Source organism: Paenibacillus sp. CB74 (genome assembly GCF_055687625.1).
In genome coordinates, this window is sequence record NZ_CM146009.1 from 4,328,295 (window position 1) to 4,346,470 (window position 18,176).

14 protein-coding genes, 2 rRNA genes and 1 riboswitch are annotated in these 18,176 nt (G+C 47.9%); of the genes, 8 read left to right on the forward strand and 8 right to left on the reverse strand.

Annotated elements, in window-relative coordinates; translation table 11 throughout:
* Positions 1-435: 435 nt before the first annotated feature.
* Complete coding sequence (locus ACX9NY_RS19175) at positions 436-1,389, forward strand: copper amine oxidase N-terminal domain-containing protein (protein WP_472474464.1); 954 nt, start codon at positions 436-438, stop codon at positions 1,387-1,389.
* 188 nt (positions 1,390-1,577) lie between these two features.
* On the opposite strand, the gene ACX9NY_RS19180 is transcribed toward ACX9NY_RS19175, so the two are convergent.
* The 3 genes from ACX9NY_RS19180 to ACX9NY_RS19190 all read right to left on the reverse strand — a co-directional run bounded on the left by ACX9NY_RS19180 (position 1,578) and on the right by ACX9NY_RS19190 (position 4,300).
* On the reverse strand, positions 1,578-2,246 hold the full coding sequence (locus tag ACX9NY_RS19180; protein WP_339239716.1) for a pectate lyase: 669 nt from the start codon (positions 2,244-2,246) through the stop codon (positions 1,578-1,580).
* Between the two features lie 349 nt (positions 2,247-2,595).
* On the reverse strand, positions 2,596-3,471 hold the full coding sequence (locus ACX9NY_RS19185; RefSeq protein ID WP_339239714.1) for a radical SAM/SPASM domain-containing protein: 876 nt from the start codon (positions 3,469-3,471) through the stop codon (positions 2,596-2,598).
* 118 nt (positions 3,472-3,589) lie between these two features.
* The gene (locus tag ACX9NY_RS19190; RefSeq protein WP_339258949.1) at positions 3,590-4,300 is read right to left on the reverse strand and encodes an aspartate/glutamate racemase family protein; all 711 of its coding nucleotides are present in this window, start codon (positions 4,298-4,300) and stop codon (positions 3,590-3,592) included.
* A gap of 286 nt (positions 4,301-4,586) precedes the next feature.
* Positions 4,587-4,689, forward strand: a riboswitch (TPP riboswitch).
* Between the two features lie 176 nt (positions 4,690-4,865).
* Here ACX9NY_RS19190 and ACX9NY_RS19195 point away from each other — a divergent pair.
* The 7 genes from ACX9NY_RS19195 (at position 4,866) to ACX9NY_RS19225 (ending at position 12,179) form a co-directional block, all read left to right on the forward strand.
* Positions 4,866-5,633 (forward strand): ABC transporter ATP-binding protein, encoded by a 768-nt coding sequence (locus ACX9NY_RS19195; RefSeq protein WP_472474467.1) that lies wholly within the window; start codon positions 4,866-4,868, stop codon positions 5,631-5,633.
* A complete protein-coding gene (locus ACX9NY_RS19200) occupies positions 5,620-6,423 on the forward strand; it encodes an ABC transporter permease (protein WP_472474469.1) in 804 nt (267 codons plus the stop codon). The genes ACX9NY_RS19195 and ACX9NY_RS19200 overlap by 14 nt, the downstream gene beginning before the upstream one ends.
* 179 nt (positions 6,424-6,602) lie before the next feature.
* Positions 6,603-7,676: an ABC transporter substrate-binding protein gene (locus tag ACX9NY_RS19205; protein WP_472474471.1), complete on the forward strand. Its 1,074-nt coding sequence runs from the start codon at positions 6,603-6,605 to the stop codon at positions 7,674-7,676.
* A gap of 1,107 nt (positions 7,677-8,783) precedes the next feature.
* Positions 8,784-9,596: a hydroxyethylthiazole kinase gene (thiM, locus tag ACX9NY_RS19210; protein ID WP_339258943.1), complete on the forward strand. Its 813-nt coding sequence runs from the start codon at positions 8,784-8,786 to the stop codon at positions 9,594-9,596.
* Positions 9,593-10,405, forward strand: coding sequence for a bifunctional hydroxymethylpyrimidine kinase/phosphomethylpyrimidine kinase (gene thiD, locus ACX9NY_RS19215; RefSeq protein WP_472474473.1), 813 nt, complete (start codon positions 9,593-9,595; stop codon positions 10,403-10,405). Before thiM ends, thiD begins: the two co-directional genes overlap by 4 nt.
* Positions 10,405-11,070: a thiamine phosphate synthase gene (gene thiE, locus ACX9NY_RS19220; RefSeq protein ID WP_472474475.1), complete on the forward strand. Its 666-nt coding sequence runs from the start codon at positions 10,405-10,407 to the stop codon at positions 11,068-11,070. Before thiD ends, thiE begins: the two co-directional genes overlap by 1 nt.
* A gap of 365 nt (positions 11,071-11,435) precedes the next feature.
* On the forward strand, positions 11,436-12,179 hold the full coding sequence (locus ACX9NY_RS19225) for a MerR family transcriptional regulator (protein ID WP_472474477.1): 744 nt from the start codon (positions 11,436-11,438) through the stop codon (positions 12,177-12,179).
* Between the two features lie 553 nt (positions 12,180-12,732).
* Here ACX9NY_RS19225 and ACX9NY_RS19230 read toward each other — a convergent pair.
* The 5 genes from ACX9NY_RS19230 to ACX9NY_RS19250 form a co-directional block, all read right to left on the reverse strand.
* Positions 12,733-13,215: a hypothetical protein gene (locus tag ACX9NY_RS19230; RefSeq protein WP_339239695.1), complete on the reverse strand. Its 483-nt coding sequence runs from the start codon at positions 13,213-13,215 to the stop codon at positions 12,733-12,735.
* Positions 13,216-13,434: 219 nt separating this feature from the next.
* Positions 13,435-14,091, reverse strand: a complete 657-nt coding sequence (locus ACX9NY_RS19235; RefSeq protein ID WP_339239693.1) for a deoxynucleoside kinase — start codon at positions 14,089-14,091, stop codon at positions 13,435-13,437.
* Positions 14,088-14,711, reverse strand: coding sequence for a deoxynucleoside kinase (locus ACX9NY_RS19240; protein ID WP_017690540.1), 624 nt, complete (start codon positions 14,709-14,711; stop codon positions 14,088-14,090). The genes ACX9NY_RS19235 and ACX9NY_RS19240 overlap by 4 nt, the downstream gene beginning before the upstream one ends.
* A gap of 186 nt (positions 14,712-14,897) precedes the next feature.
* Positions 14,898-15,014, reverse strand: a 5S ribosomal RNA gene (gene rrf, locus ACX9NY_RS19245).
* A 143-nt stretch (positions 15,015-15,157) separates the two neighbouring features.
* Positions 15,158-18,085: ribosomal RNA gene (locus ACX9NY_RS19250) — 23S ribosomal RNA — on the reverse strand.
* Positions 18,086-18,176 lie beyond the last annotated feature (91 nt).

Consider the following 18,176-nt stretch of genomic DNA (forward strand, 5'->3'; position numbering starts at 1 on the left):
CAGGCCTAACACGCAGTATACAATCCTCACAATGATGTATTGGGTGGATGTCGAAAATACGGAATATCAACCATCCCTCTCCGCCATGGCAGATACACCACCACAGTTCAAAAAGGTCTGTTGTTCATCCACGTTCATTCCTACACTTCACCCTTACATATTGCAAATCCATGTTCTCTACGCTGGCATTACCCAGATCAGATGTACGGTCAGCGGCACAAGGCCACTCTCTCAGCCCAACTTCATTGAGCTCCCGGTTCACTTATTTCATTGCTTCTAATGTACATCAGATGGGTATTTGTGGCAATCCCCAGAAGTATCACGATGCTTCATTTGGGGTATATGAACAGGGGATATTTTATTGTACACTTTCCATAATATGAAACATTTAGGTTATGTAGTCCGTCTGAAATACTAGAAGGGAGATTGATAGTAATGAAAATGTATAACTCTGCTTGGCAGCTCAAAACATGGAAAATGATCCTTGCCGCTTCGATACTTACCGCAGGTACGGCACCTGCCTTACTCTCATCCACTGTGGCGGAAGCCGCGGCAACTGAACCTAAACCGACAGCTTATATTAACAATGTTCAAGCTCAATATGAAGTTGTCATCCGGCAGGGGACCATGTACGTGGCATTGACTGAGCTTCAATTCCTCGGCAACTATACGTTTGGCTACAATAACAAAACAAAAGAGATCAGCATTAGCACAGGCAGCGATAATTATGTCCTTAAACCTAATAGCAAGACAATGAAGAAAAATGACCAAAATGCAACATTGTCTTCCGCCCCGATTCTGGTGAATGGTAAAGCGATGCTTCCGCTCCGTGCCATTGGTGAGGCTTTTGGTACGAAGGTGCAGTGGAATCAGAAGGCCAAGGAAGCCTACATTTACACTACCGATGCTACGATTGTAAAAGAATATAACAGTTCTGATCTGACTGTGGCGCGCGAAGCCGCACTTCATCTGCCACGCTTCTCTGAACTCGGACAAACACGTCTGGATATTCGCAACCCTCTGGGTCCGGTGGATTCCTCCATTAAATACATTTTTGAACAAGGCAAAAAAGATCGTTTCTTCGTTGTGGAGGATAACGATCTGGTCAGTTATTATGTCCTTAAAAATGGAAGTGCACTGCTGCGATGGCAGGCCAACATCAGCAATAATGCAGGAACTATCGGTGACCTGTTCTTTATTAAAACCAAAGCCGTTGCTGAAGCAGGAACTCGTCCTTCCGTAGCAGGTCAAACACTCGTATCATTCAAGTACTCTCGCATGCTTGAAGAAACCTCATATGAGGTCATAAACAAATTGGGCTCCACGGATACCGGTTCCGTTGCCCCCGAGCATGGCAAAGTCATCGTTGAGGTTCCGGGAGAGAAATAATATGTGCCTCCACAATGAAACATTACTCAGCAGAACTATACTATGGTGACATCTGCATTACAAAGAGCGTTCCTCAAAGTCAGTGTGACAATGACCTTGGGACGCTCTTTTTTTGGCGTTATATTCCGGCTTACTTCCAATTAAGTGGAGCTTATATTTTTAACAACTCCAGCGATTGAGTCTCTCGTTTAATATTGGACATTGCCGGATTGACTGGTTTTACCTGAAGCAAATCCCTTGAACAGGGTTGGCACTTTGGAATAGCGGGTATTCGTAATTTTCCCTTGAGATACACTGCTATCTGTACGCATAATAGCATCTTTCACATTGGAAATATTGGAGTTATCCAGCGTCATGTTAACTGCGAAGGTCGTTCCACCATTTTGACGTACCAGCTTCCCGATATCATCTGCACGGAAATTTTTGATGTTAATCGTTCCGGCTGCATTGATCTGGAATACTTTATCATAGGCCTTATACGCCGCACCGCCGGTAATATTGACCGTTCCGGCCGACTTCAATGTGAGTGCATCCTCACCCACATCCTCCCAGACTACATTTGATATATTACAGTTGCCATAACAGTGAACACCATCGGCAGCAGGGTATCCGATATTTACATTTTTGAGCGTAGCCCCTGCCTCCAGACGAAATACCGGTTTCTGATTCTCTGCTTGAGACCCGTCACCCAATGTGGAAGGATTGGCTACAAATGTTTTGCCTTGACCGTCATAAGTCGTGCCCGCTGGAACAATAATCGTTGAATTAACAACTGTAGGCGCAGCAGCAGCGGGAACCGCACCAAATATGGAAGCAACCAAACCAGCAGACAACAACAACGTCAACATTTTTTTCATTACTTTATTCCTCCCTTATTCTCTCGTTATGGATCGTGTACAAGCCTGTGCTTGTACTGAAAGTTCGCCAGAGGTGCACCTCTGCCCAACTCACAACCTAATCCTACCAAATAAGGAAGGTAACTAGAATAATCATTAGATCAGATATATCCTGACATCGCATAATGACTGTCATATCGGCATTTTTTGCAAGTCAGGATCTTTGAACAATATGCTGATATCAACCTCTGGTATGCTCATTTGTAACGTAAGTACATCTGACTTTAATCCCCAGTAAACAAGAAAGATCACTACATTTGTCTTTCAAATGTGTGATCTTGAATGGCTTCCAGCTTGCTGATATAAGATGTCAGGCTCCAAACCTCTGACGATAACCGCACTTTCGACACAACTCTTCCACAGCTTCCCGCTTGGAAAAGCCATATACCAGATTGTTCGCTCGCTCCCCTTCAATGATCTCCGAGAATGACTTCTCGTGCACATTACCCAGGTTAATCACACCCTCGCCATCGAGACAGCATGGAACCACCGTTCCATCCACTAGCACAGCCGCCTGACTACGCAATGCGTGGCAGAAGCCTTTGCCGTCATCTTCAGGTGCATCCAGACTTGGCCACTGGAACTCGTGGTCCTGATTCAGGTATACATTCGGGGCAATTTTGACCCCGCTGCCTGGAACCACTTTTTCCTCAATGCGGAAGTCCAGATTGAATTCACGTTCCAGCACTTCAAGGGTTTCCCGATTTCGATTCATCTGAGCATTCGTGAAGTTATCCTGCGTCAGATTCCACAGTCGGAATGAGATGATGACATTGTGTTTCACCGCCTCGTGTACAAAAGACAAAATGTTGCTCAGATATCCGTCACGGTCGGTTGAACCTTCGTGCCCATCGAAGCTGTGCAGGGAGAAGTTCATCTGACGCAGCGCCGGTTTACCAAGCAATTTATGCTGAGTCTTGGGCAGCAGTGTACCATTCGTTGTAATGTTCACCTTGAGTCCCTTCTCGTGTGCGGAATCTAGCAGAAGATCTATTTTGGGATGCAACAAGGGTTCGCCTTTGACATGTAGATAAATATGATTGGTATGTGGTTTAACTTGTTCCAGTATATTGTTGAAGACTTCAGGGTCAATGAATCCTTTGGCACGCTGCGTCTGCGGACAGAAGCTGCAAGCCAGATTGCAGATACTCGTGATCTCAATATATACTTTTTTGAACGTTTTCAACTTGGGTCCCCATTCTGCCTAGGAGGGAGAACAATCCCACCTGCATTTTGTGATCCGGCCTGTACGGCCCATCCCTATTATATCGAGTTCATAAGCCAAGGTAAATCAGAGAACGGGTTTATCGGGTTGAGTCAAATGATTTGGCTAGTGCCAAATGAACAGATTCAATCGCATGAATATGTGTTGTATCAAATAATGGAACTTCTGAATCCTCTACTTTTACTAATAATCCAATTTCGGTGCAACCTAATATGATTCCCTCAGCTCCATCATCAACCAGCCTTTGGATCACCTTTTTATAATAATCCCTTGATAAGGGCTCAATTTTCCCTAAACATAATTCCTCGTATATTATTTTATTGACAACTTTTCTATCCTCTTCATTCGGTATCAAAACCTTAATACCATTAAATTCAATTCGTTTTTTATAAAAGTCTTGTTCCATCGTATATTTGGTTCCGAGTAAACCAACCGTACTTATATGGGACTTATGAATTTGATTTGCTGTTGCATCAGCAATATGTACGATGGGTAGTGTCACTTTTTCTTCAATATGTTTAATCACTTTATGCATCGTATTTGTACAAATTACAATCATTTCTGCTCCTGCCTTTTCCAAAGACTGAGCAGCATTCCCTAATAATTCACCAGCGCTTTCCCAATCACCTTCAGCTTGATAACGCTCGACCTCTTCAAAATTCACGCTATATAAAATGCACTTGGCTGAATGCAATCCTCCCAATTTATTTTTCACTTCTTCATTAATAATTCGATAATATTCTAACGATGACTCCCAGCTCATTCCACCAATAAGACCAATCGTTCTCATATTACACTTCCCCTTCCATTGATTACATCCCGAAAGCAGTGTATAGAAATTCAGTAGATATTGTATCGTATCTATTTCATTAAATAAACCTGCCACAGTAAGAGGAGTTGAGGAAACTGGAGCAATTCCGGCAACGGATTAATGCGTCTGCCCGAATAATCTGGCTGTGCAATCCTAATAATCCGAACGGAACCATTTTCAGATCAGTACTCACATTCTTTCTGAGCGCCCCCTTTACATTCCACTTGCATGTGATATATGCTGAACACATAACTGCATATCTTGAACAATGCACTAGGGGAGCCTTACGGCTGAGACGAATCGAATGATTCGGACCCTTTGAACCTGATCTGGATCATACCAGCGGAGGGAAGTGGAGCGGCCTTTCAGTAAGCGGATTTTTTCATGTTGATGATGAATTTTAATGTGAATTGAACTTACAGACCCACTCATTTCTCCGGAAATGGGTGGGTCTTTTTCGCGTTCTGCGGGCAGATCAGCAGGTGTAATGAAAGATCCCGCAGTTTGAAGTTGAATTTGGAATAACAAGGGGGAACAGAACGAGATGGATAATAACATAACCATTCACAACATGAGCTACGCTTTCCCGGGAAAAAGGGATTCCCCCGTGCTCTCCAATGTGTCGATGCGTGTTGCCAACGGCGAATTCGTCTCGCTCATCGGCTCCAGCGGCTCCGGTAAAAGCACCCTTTTCAAGCTGCTGGCAGGCCTGCTTGAGCCAACCCACGGAACCATTGAAATTCCTTGGGTCCCTGATGGAAAGCGACTGGGGCAGGTGGCCTACATGCCGCAAAAGGACCTCCTGTTATCCTGGCGAACCGTCATGGAGAATTGCATGCTCCCCGCTGAACTTGCTCCAGGGCGACAGGATAAGGGAAAAATTCGCGCAGACATTATGGCAGGGCTCGACAGATTTGGCTTATCCGGCTACGCGCATGCTTACCCGGACGAGCTGTCGGGTGGCATGCGCCAACGTGTCGCGCTGCTTCGTACTTTGTTGACAGGTGGCCAACTCTTGCTGCTGGATGAACCATTCGGCGCACTCGATGCCTTAACCAAACGCGAGATGCATCGCTGGCTACTGGAGCTGTGGGAAGATCTGGGCAAAACCGTGTTGTTCATTACGCATGATATTGAAGAGGCCCTGCTACTCAGTGATCGAATTATCCTGTTAACTCCGGGGAGCCAAGGCCAACCGCTACAAGATTTGACGGTACCTTTGCCACGTCCAAGACATTCGGACATGATCTACGAACCGGCGCTCGTTCAGATGAGACGACGACTGGAGGAACAATTGCATGCGAGAGAATAACTTGGGAAACTGCATGAAGAATAACGTAAGGGGTTGGCTTGACCGTTATGGTCTGTTTCTTTGGCTCCTGCTCTTGCTGCTTGTCTTCTGGGAGTGGATTGTGCGTATGGGATGGGTGCCCTCCTTCATCATTCCAGCCCCAACGGCGATTGCCAACTCCCTGTATGAGCATCGTCACCTCCTGCTGGCTACACATCTGCCTGTTACCTTGATGGAGGTTGTTGTTGGTTTTGGCTTGTCCATTGCTGCCGGAATTGCACTTGCAACTGGTATGCATATGAATCGGTCGATTGAAAAAGCGTTATATCCCTTCATCGTAATCAGTCAGACGATCCCGTTGATTGCCCTGTCCCCCGTCTTCATCCTATGGTTTGGCTACACGCTGTGGAGCAAAGTTGCGGTGGTGTTCCTGATCGCCTTCTTCCCCATTGTGGTGAGTACCTACGATGGACTTCGCCAAGGCGATCCAGAGCAGCGTGAACTACTGCTCACCATGGGAGCTAGCACGTGGGATATTTTTCGCAAACTCCAGGTTCCACTGGCACTTCCCGCCTTCTTCTCGGGGCTAAAGATGTCTGTGGTGTACTGCGTGGTTGGTGCAACGATAGGCGAATGGCTCGGTGGCAGTAAAGGTCTCGGATACTTCAGCCGCCGCATGTCCAGCAACATGAACACGGACGCGATGTTCGCCGCTATTGTGCTGTTATCCCTGCTCGGGATCGTTTTGTTTGTACTGATTGCCTGGCTGGAGAAACGGTTTGGTACTCGGCGCCATGAAGCGAAAAAATAGCTGGATAAAACGTAGAGAGAATTTAGATTTTAGATGTTACTACAAGAATTACGCTCTACACAACATAACTTATGCACCATTTCAGCAGCTAACTTCAATCAGTACTTTGTCATCTTGTCCGTTAACATACTGCTGTCCATTGTCTACAAACCCAAACGATGAAATGAGGAACTTCATTTATGACTAACAAAGGTATATACTCCCTGCTTCCCATTATGCTCATAAGCCTGTTGCTGATCGTTAGCGGATGCGGCACCACGGGTGCTGGCAAAAACACGCTAACAACAGATACGGAAACCAATGCACAGCAAGCAAACTCGCCTGTAACAGAACCAGCATCAGACACCAAAGATAAACTGTCCATCATGCTCGACTGGTACCCCAATGCAGTACATTCCTTCATCTATGTAGCTCAGGAAAATGGATACTTTGCAGACCAAGGTCTGGATGTCGACATTCAGATGCCTGCGGATACCAATGACTCACTCAAACTTGTTGCTGCCGGTAAAATTGATCTGGCTCTAAGCTATCAGCCTCAAATCTTGCTCGCGCGTAGTGAGAACATTCCTGTACGTTCCATTGCTGCTGTTGTTCGCCACCCGCTCGTACATCTGTTGACCGAAGCAAATGGCAAAGTGCGTTCACCCAAAGACCTTGAAGGAAAGACGGTTGGCTATTCTTCGATTCCGCTGTATGACGCGATGGTACGGACGATGATCAGCCAAGATGGTGGCAGCCCAGACAACATGAAACTGGTCGACGTTGGATTCGATCTGATTCCTTCTCTGGCTTCCGGACAGGCGGACGCGATTATGGGTGGTTTTATTAACCATGAACAATTGATTTTGGAGAAAGAAGGCCATGCCATGAAATCGATTAACCCTGTCGACTATGGCGTGCCTGATTATTATGAATTGGTCCTGACTGCAAGTGAAGCTGGTATGGAAGCCAAAAAAGAACAACTGACCCGGTTCATCAAAGCGATCCAGGAAGGACAGAAATATGTCACGGAGCATCCAGAAGAAGCCTTGAATATTCTGCTTGCTCATGAGAATGAAACATCTCCGCTTGACCCGGAGATCGAAACCAAAAGCCTGGCTATTCTACTGCCACTCATGAATGAAGAAGGTCAACCGTTTGGTCGGCAGGAAATGGAGTCGTGGGAGAATGTACGTGCATGGCTCGTTGCAACTGAAATGATTCCTGAATCGGTGAAAGCCGAGGATGCGTTTATTAATCTGCAAGGAGAGTAAGTAAAGAAAAGCCACGAGGATAAAGGGAAAGTGACTAAAAGAAAGGGATCGGCAAGTAAGAGGAATGAATAGAAAGTTAGCAAGGACGTGGCGTTAGGGGCAACAAGGTTTGCAGTATGTAAAAGGTTTCCGTAATGGAACTGGCTGGAGCAAGGAGTGGAGAATCATAATCTTTAACAATTCTACGTGACTTGATGTGCAATTGAGTACCTTGATATGCATTTGGGTGGCATGATATGCGATCGAGTACCTTGTATGCGTTTGGATGACATGGTATGCGATCGAGTACCTTGTATACGTTTAGGCGGCTTGGAGCTTTGCATTTGTTCATGTACATTAGCGCACATCTTCAAATCTACCGGGAGCTGAATCGCGTCCTAATGTGTTCGGAGTAGAGCATGCGGCGAGCGCTAACGAATCTGAGACGTCTTATTCGAGGATTTAAAGCAGTCTCAGAAATCTAAGGAATCTGAGACACGCAATATTAGAATAAACAGCCGTTTGCATCGTTTTAATCAAGGAATTCAGGGAAATAACGTGTCTGACGTTCCTTACATTTCAAAAGTAGGATTTGACAGACAAATAAGATGTCCCGGGTTCTTTAGAAACACCGTCTAAACCTGCGGAAGGAATTCGCCAAAAGAGCTACCAGCTTGGTTTGGGTTTGGGTTTCAAGACTCTATTTGAACGTCAATTCCTTCACTATACCGCTTGCCTGAATTAGGAGACTTACCCTGGGGTCACTTTCTGTATATTGCATTGTAGTACTGTTGCATTGTTACATTGCTGTACTGTTGTACTGTCGCGTTTTTGTATTATTACTATTTTTTGCGAATTACATTTTTATGTGGCTCTACCTTTTAGCTGTTTCAATCAAGGCTAGATATTGATCGTTTGTTCTTCCATATCCAGTTACATTAATCCATCTTTATTGCATTATGAATTGGATTTATCTTTTACATCTGCTTTTACCGCTGTAACGTCTCTCGGTGTCTTTACACTATTCGCCCTGCTCAACACGGAGACTCATATCCTATTATTCTGTTGAGTGACTCTGCATATCAGGCTTCTGCCGGTGGCGTTACTTCAAAACAAGGAGGAAATTATATGTCTTATCTGAAACGTGTTCGTACGCAAAATCCGCTGGTACACAATATCACCAACCTTGTCGTTGCTCCCTTTACAGCCAATGGTTTGCTTGCACTTGGTGCATCCCCATTTATGGCTTATGCTCATGAAGAGGTCGCTGATGTTGCCAAGATGTCAGGAGCCGTGGTGCTCAACATTGGCACACTCGATGATAAAATCGTTCAGGCCATCCGTCTGGCAGGCCAATCGGCTAATGCGCATCATGTACCTGTGGTGCTAGATCCCGTCGGCGCAGGCGCAACCGCCTATCGTACAGAAACCGTTCAGATGCTCGTTCGTGAGCTTCGCCTCACGGTACTGCGCGGCAATGTGGCGGAGGTTGCCAATGTCATCGGTGAGAGCTGGAGTATCAAAGGTGTGGACGCGGGATCAGGTGAGGGTGACCGGATCGGCATAGCGGAGCGGGCAGCGCATAAACTTGGCTGTGTCGTGGTCATTACCGGTAAAGAAGATATCATTACCGATGGACAATCTACATTCCTCACGAGTAATGGACATGCCCTGCTCACTCAGGTCACAGGTGCTGGCTGTCTGCTAAGTTCGGTGATTGGCGCTTTTACAGCCATTGCGGAATCCGAAGACGATCTTCCAGGCAGTGTTGTTGAAGCACTCGCTTTTTATGGCGTAGCGGCTGAACTGGCGGCAGAGAAGACGGCTCATCAGGGGCCGGGCAGCTTCCAGATTGAATTCTTGAATCAACTGGCACAAGTAACACCCGACCTTGTGGCAGAACGCGCACAGATTCGTCTGATCCGTGGAGGTGTGGTATGAGCATTCCTCAAGCCCTAACCATTGCAGGCTCCGATAACGGGGGAGGCGCAGGAATTCAGGCCGATCTCAAAACGTTTCAGGAGCTTGGCGTATACGGCATGACCGTCATCACCGCTATTGCTGCTCAAAATACAACAGGTGTACAAGGAGTCTTCCCCATCCCTTACGATGGCATTGCCCAGCAATTGGACTCAACCGGAGAAGACTTTCAGCCAACTGCGGTGAAGACCGGCATGTTATATAGTGCCGAGATTATTCGACTCGTCGCTGAGAAGTGGCAGCAATATGGTTGGTCTAATCTGGTCATCGATCCCGTGATGGTCGCCAAAGGCGGAGCCCCCCTGCTCCAGCAGGAAGCTGTACAGGCGCTGATTACAGAGCTGTTGCCCCATGCCCTGATCACAACACCTAATATTCCGGAAGCCGAACTGCTTACCGGAATGTCCATCACGAATCTTAGTCAGCGGGAAGAAGCCGCGAGACGGATTGTACAGATGGGCTCGACGTATGCTTTGGTCAAAGGTGGTCATGATGAAGGAAGTGTCATGATCGTGGACGTAGTCTACGATGGGCAGTCTTTTCATTATCTGGAGAATGTTCGTGTGGTAACACGTCATACACACGGAACGGGATGCACGTACTCTGCTGCGATTACCGCAGAGTTAGCCAAGGGTTCACCTGTTCTGGCTGCCGTAACGACCGCGAGAGCATTCATTCAGGCAGCCATTGAAGACGAGCTGGGGATTGGGGCCGGACATGGGCCAACAAATCATTTTGCGTATCAGCGCAGACAGCGGGGTGAGCAGTGATGCGCCCTTGGGATGCTGAAGCGGTACAACGCGCGATGCAGGTGTATTTGGTCATGGGCAGCGTAAATACGACGCAAGACCCCGTCGAGGTGCTACGCCAAGCCATTGCTGGCGGCATTACGCTGTTCCAGTTCCGCGAAAAGGGAACTGGCGCCCTGATCGGCGAAGCTCGCATGACGCTTGCGATGCGGCTTCGCGAGGTGTGCAGCCAGCACGAGGTCCCGTTCATCGTGAACGATGATGTGGAGCTGGCTGTAGCGGTGGAGGCCGACGGCGTGCATGTCGGCCAGGATGATGCGGACGCGGCGCTGGTACGCGCCCGCATTGGCGCTGGGCGGATGCTTGGCGTATCCGCCCACGCTGTGGGTGAGGCGCGCCGTGCTGTGCAGGCGGGCGCCGACTACCTTGGCGTCGGGCCCATGTACCCGACGCGCTCCAAAGCGGATGCCCACGCTGTGCTGGGCCCCGCAGGGGTGGCGGAACTGCGCGCCGCAGGCATCGCAGTTCCGATTGTGGGTATCGGCGGCATTACGCCCGATACCACGGCCGCCGTGATGGCGGCTGGAGCCGACGGCGTAGCCGTCATCTCCGCCATCGCGGGCGCGGCCGACGTGTGCGCAGCGGCTGCGCAGTTCGCTGCGGCAGTGCGCGGGATGCGGGCGTAGCCTTGCTTCCCTGCACAGCCAGCCCGTGGGCTGCACCGAATACATGGTGCAGCCACAACCCACAACCAATCGCTCTCCTCTCCATAACAGAGGAGCCCCATAACATCCCGGCGGCGCGGCAGCAACCCATGTCTTCGACATCAAAGCGCAGCCGCCACCCTACAGTGACTGAATAATACAATTATTTCGTCCACCTATTCACATCTAGTCATATCTAGCCACATTCCAATCAGCCCTAGTCACATCCAGTAACCAATCCATGATCAAGATGCAGCTTCCTGCCGCATCTTGTTTTTTACATTTTCAACTGTTGACTCTCACGTAACGTGACACTGTACAATCAGTGTTGTAAGGAGGTTTCACTCATGGCCATGAAGGTAAAAGAAGTTGCTGAACTTGCCTCAATCAGTGTGCGCACACTGCATCACTATGATGAGATCGGGCTATTAACTCCGGACGAAGTAACTGCTGCCGGGTATCGATTATATTCAGACGCCAACCTGGAACGATTGCAGCAGATATTATTTTTCAAGGAACTCGACTTCTCTCTGAAGGAAATCAAAAACATTATAACCAACCCCTCCTTCAATCCGGAAGAAGCACTTAAAATGCATCGACTTATACTGCTGGAGAAGCGCCAACGCTTGGACCAGATGATTGCTACCATTGATAAAACAGTCCTACACGTGAGAGGAGACATTAAAATGACAGCCAAAGAACAATTCGAAGGATTTAATTTTAGCCATAATCCGTATGAACAGGAAGCGCGCGAACGGTGGGGAGACCATGCTGTAGACCAGGCAAATCAGAAGCTGTACAGTAAATCAACCACGGCGCAGAAAGCGCTATCCGATCAAATGAACGAAATTTACAAACATCTGGCTTCACTTCGTCACACAGAACCGGCATCTGCGGAGGCACAGTCTGGCATCAAAGAGTGGTACACTTGGCTAAACCAAATGGGAAGCTACTCGCCTGAAGCCTTCAGAGGACTTGGTCAGATGTACGTGGACGATGAGCGCTTCACGCGTAATATTGATCAGTTTGGCGATGGTTTGGCAGTATTTATGAGAGATGCTATGGCTGTATTTGCTGACCAAAACAAATAATATAGCCCTGTCTTCAAACACAAGCAATATATTCAACTCTCATTGCCATCAGATGAGCGCTGTAAACGATCGTCTGTAACTTGGAGCTCTGTCCTATAGTAGTAAACGTTATCTCTCGTCATCAGCCTTATTCGCTGTATATGAGATCAGGATATTATAACCTTCCTCCTGCGTTGGTCATATCGTTCTTGGAATTAACCTTATGAACAAGCTGGATATATCCTAGGTACGTTGCAAATAATTTGATCCATCCAAGTTATTACATCAGTTATGAGCCATAACCCGCCTACAGCCTAGTAAATACATAAAAGGACGTACGCCCTCTCAGGCGTTACGTCCCTTTTATGTATTCAAGTACCTCAGCCGCAATGTGAACTAGCCTAACTGCTGATCACTCTGAGTACTTTATGAATATCTTTTAAAGTAGATGCTCTTTACTACTTTCTGCTCCCCGTCCTTCGATATAACTTCACCAGATGCTTAGGATGATGAGCATTAAGTTTCTTCTGTCAGACGTCCTTCATTTTGCTACCAGCGTCCACCGTCTATCGGATTAAGCTCTTGGCGCGTGATCCGATGAAGTTGCGTCTGAAGCCAGACTGGTTCTCGCCATCCGACCAGGAATCTGCCATGCAGATACAATCGCAAGCACAATGAATAACAAATCAATCGGTTGACTGAAATAGTCCTGGAAGGTTTCTGCAAACGCGCTGATCATCTCGCTATCAAACACGAGTTCCATCACGCTTACATCGCCAAACAGTTCGGAAGTAAAATAAACCACCGTCAGATATTTCCCCAGCAAAATGCCAACGAGCGCAAACAGTACGGCAATAACTTTATGTACTGTCGCAATTCGTTTATTGGAGAACAATACAACGGCGTAACCCGTGAGTGCTCCAATCAAAATCGCAATCAATCCTACCTCATACTCGGTCATTGCAGCAATTGCCGCCCAGACGATGCCCCCAAGAATGGCTGCAATTAAGCCACCAATGATGGGCATACCAATTTTAACTCCTTGTTTCTCTTCCACGTTGTCTTTCCCTCCTGAGTCATGCATATGCTTCTTTTCCAGAATTCACCTTTCCTATGAAACCACAAAAAGGCCTATTATTCAACATTTTTCTACTGTTGACCATAAAAAAACATCCCTTCCATCAGCATAATAGCCGTAGAAGGGATGTTGTCCGTATCTATATTTTAGATATAACCACTGTAATTCAGAAAACTACATTGAAAAACGCATTCTCTCTTATCTTTGCGCTTCCTTGGCAGGCTGAATGACAGCTGCAATCTGTGCCAAAATAGCATCCACCGATGCCGGATCATGCACATCATACTCATCAATGTTCAGACGCAGCACAGGGCAAGCCGTAAACTGATCAATCCACACAGAATAACGCTCATGCATGTGTTCCCAGTATGAGCGATCCGTCTGAATCTCCATCTCGCGTCCGCGTTCCGTAATACGGTTTAAAATTGAAGGCAGACTTCCTTCCAAATAGATCAGTACATCTGGATGTGGGAAATACGGTGTCATCACCATCGCTTCAAACAAACTGCTGTATGTCTCGAAATCTGTAGCAGACATGGTTCCTTGATCTGCATGCATTTGTGCAAAAATGCCCGTATCTTCATAGATGGAACGATCCTGTACGAATCCCCCACCCAGTTCAAAAATCTTTTTCTGTTCCTTGAAGCGCTCTGCCAGGAAATAAATCTGCAGATGGAAGCTCCAACGCTCAAAGTCATGATAGAACTTCTCCAAATATGGATTATGATCCACTTGTTCCAAAGAAGTCTTGAAATTCAAGCGCTGTGCGAGTGCAGCTGTTAAAGTGGATTTACCCACTCCAACCGTACCTGCTACCGTAATTAATGCATTCGTTGGAATGCCATAGTTATTCATATAATATACTCCTTTACCTGATTAACAATTTGCCTGAAGTGTTCAGGGTGTTCCACAAAGTCAAGTTGCTCTGCATTGACCTTAATGATTACTGGCGGATTTGAGCTATTCGCAAGATAGTCCATACCTGTTTTGTAATCAGCGATCAGTTGTTCCATATATGCCGGGTCCATGTCCTGCTCAAATGAGCGTCCACGCTTGTTAATGCGGTACATCAGCGTATCGAGTTCAGCTTCAATATAAAGCACCAGATTGGGCTTGGGCAGATCATCTGTTAACAGATGATAAATTTGACGGTATTTATCCCGTTTCGTTCCTTTTAAGGTACGATCGGCAAAAATCATATTTTTATAAATATGGTAGTCCGAAATAACTGGGGTATTCTGCTCTACATAATGAGCACCCGTGTCTTCCAGTTGTTTAAACCGATTACACAGAAAGAACATTTCCAATTGGAAACTCCACTCGTCGATATCCTGATAAAAGGAAGCCAGAAATGGATTCTCTTCTACGATTTCTTTAACTAACGGAAGATTCAATTCATGGGAAAGCATCGTTGCCAGCGTTGTTTTCCCCGCTCCGATCGGACCTTCCACGGCAATAAACGGGGCTGATTTCATTGTGTTCACTGTTCCTCCTCGTACTTATGCGTGTTTCCGTTTTCTATATAGACCTCACCTATTGTATCACAGCTTTAAGGATTGGAACGCCAGTATTTTATGTATATAACAAGTCAAATCAGAACCAATGAATTACATTAAAATAAAAAAAGACACACTCGATATCATCAAGTGTGTCCTTCAATTGCTTGGCGGCGTCCTACTCTCCCAGGACCCTGCGGTCCAAGTACCATCGGCGCTAGAGGGCTTAACGGTCGTGTTCGGGATGGGTACGTGTGGAACCCCTCCGCCATCGCCACCAAACGCGATTTGTCGAAGCATAGCTTCTTGAAATCAGATATGGAACTGAAAATCATACACACATTCTGTGATGTACCAATTTTCATTTCAGAGATCGTTCTCTGAAAACTAGATTCGAAACGAAACATGCGAACTATCACTTGCTATTGGATAAGCCCTCGACCGATTAGTACTGGTCAGCTCCATGCATTGCTGCACTTCCACCCCCAGCCTATCTACCTCGTCGTCTTCAAGGGGTCTTACATACTGGGAAATCTCATCTTGAGGGGGGCTTCACGCTTAGATGCTTTCAGCGTTTATCCCGTCCGTACATAGCTACCCAGCGGTGCTCCTGGCGGAACAACTGGTACACCAGCGGTACGTCCATCCCGGTCCTCTCGTACTAAGGACAGCTCCTCTCAAATTTCCTACGCCCACGACAGATAGGGACCGAACTGTCTCACGACGTTCTGAACCCAGCTCGCGTACCGCTTTAATGGGCGAACAGCCCAACCCTTGGGACCTACTTCAGCCCCAGGATGCGATGAGCCGACATCGAGGTGCCAAACCTCCCCGTCGATGTGGACTCTTGGGGGAGATAAGCCTGTTATCCCCAGGGTAGCTTTTATCCGTTGAGCGATGGCCCTTCCATGCGGTACCACCGGATCACTAAGCCCGACTTTCGTCCCTGCTCGACTTGTAGGTCTCGCAGTCAAGCTCCCTTATGCCTTTGCACTCTTCGAATGATTTCCAACCATTCTGAGGGAACCTTTGGGCGCCTCCGTTACTCTTTAGGAGGCGACCGCCCCAGTCAAACTGCCCACCTGACACTGTCCCCGCACCGGATTACGGTACCAGGTTAGAACCTAGATACGATCAGGGTGGTATCCCAACGTTGCCTCCACACAAGCTGGCGCTCATGTCTCTCAGGCTCCCACCTATCCTGTACAGATCGTACCCAAATTCAATATCAAGCTGCAGTAAAGCTCCATGGGGTCTTTCCGTCTTGTCGCGGGTAACCTGCATCTTCACAGGTATTAAAATTTCACCGGATCTCTCGTTGAGACAGCGCCCAAGTCGTTACGCCATTCGTGCGGGTCAGAATTTACCTGACAAGGAATTTCGCTACCTTAGGACCGTTATAGTTACGGCCGCCGTTTACTGGGGCTTCGGTTCACAGCTTCGGATTGCTCCTAACCACTCCCCTTAACCTTCCAGCACCGGGCAGGCGTCAGCCCGTATACTTCGCCTTACGGCTTCGCACAGACCTGTGTTTTTGCTAAACAGTCGCTTGGGCCTTTTCACTGCGGCCCCCTCGTGCTATTCACACTACCGGGGCACCCCTTCTCCCGAAGTTACGGGGTCATTTTGCCGAGTTCCTTAACGAGAGTTCTTCCGCGCGCCTTAGAATACTCTTCTCGCCTACCTGTGTCGGTTTGCGGTACGGGCACCTTCACCTGGCTAGAGGCTTTTCTTGGCAGTGTGAGATCATGACCTTCGCTACTATAATTTTCGCTCCCCATCACAGCTCAGCCTTAATGATGTGCGGATTTGCCTACACATCAGCCTCACTGCTTAGACGGACATCCATCAGTCCGCGTCACTACCCTACTGCGTCCCCCCATTGCTCATAACGGCTTACGGTGGTACAGGAATTTCGACCTGTTGTCCTTCGACTACGCCTTTCGGCCTCGCCTTAGGTCCCGACTTACCCTGAGCGGACGAGCCTTCCTCAGGAACCCTTAGGCTTTCGGCGGATCAGATTCTCACTGATCTTTTCGTTACTCATACCGGCATTCTCACTTGTATAATGTCCAGCGCTCCTTACGGTACACCTTCAACCCTTATACAACGCTCCCCTACCCCTGATGCAAAGCATCAAGCCATAGCTTCGGTGGTGTGTTTAGCCCCGTTACATTTTCGGCGCAGAGTCACTCGACCAGTGAGCTATTACGCACTCTTTCAATGGTGGCTGCTTCTAAGCCAACATCCTGGTTGTCTGTGCAACTCCACATCCTTTCCCACTTAACACACACTTGGGGACCTTAGCTGATGGTCTGGGCTGTTTCCCTTTTGACAATGGATCTTAGCACTCACTGTCTGACTCCCGGAAGTAAGTCTATGGCATTCGGAGTTTGACTGAGCTTGGTAACCCTTGCGGGCCCCGCACCCAATCAGTGCTCTACCTCCACGACTCTGTTTTCCGAGGCTAGCCCTAAAGCTATTTCGGGGAGAACCAGCTATCTCCGAGTTCGATTGGAATTTCTCCGCTACCCCCACCTCATCCCCGCACTTTTCAACGTGCGTGGGTTCGGGCCTCCAGTGCGTGTTACCGCACCTTCACCCTGGACAGGGGTAGATCACCCGGTTTCGGGTCTACGTCCACGTACTATGTCGCCCTATTCAGACTCGCTTTCGCTACGGCTCCGGCTCTTCACCTTAACCTTGCACGGGAACGTAACTCGCCGGTTCATTCTACAAAAGGCACGCCATCACCCCTAAAACGGGCTCTGACTTTTTGTAAGCACACGGTTTCAGGTTCTATTTCACTCCCCTTCCGGGGTGCTTTTCACCTTTCCCTCACGGTACTGCTTCACTATCGGTCGCTAGGAAGTATTTAGCCTTGGCAGATGGTCCTGCCGGATTCATACGGGGTTTCACGTGCCCCGCACTACTCGGGATCCGTCTCGGAGGGAACAGACTTTCAACTACAGGGCTTTTACCTTCTTTGGCGGGCCTTTCCAGACCTCTTCACTTAACCGGTTCCTTTGTAACTCCATGTGAGACGTCCCACAACCCCAAAGAGCAAGCTCCTTGGTTTGGGCTTCTCCGCGTTCGCTCGCCGCTACTGACGGAATCACTATTGTTTTCTCTTCCTCAGGGTACTTAGATGTTTCAGTTCCCCTGGTATGCCTCTACACAACCTATGTATTCAGTTGTGAGTAACTGGAAATTACCCCAGCTTGGGTTTCCCCATTCGGACACCCCCGGATCAAAGCTTGCTTACAGCTCCCCGAGGCAGTTTCGTTGTTCGCCACGTCCTTCATCGGCTCCTAGCGCCTAGGCATCCTCCGTGTGCTCTTAGTAGCTTAACCTCGTGCTCCGGTTTCGACTGCTCGCTTCCCTTGTTTTGCTTGCGCAAAGCCAAAAGTCGCTCCCATTCGATACCATCGTACGTGCAATCTA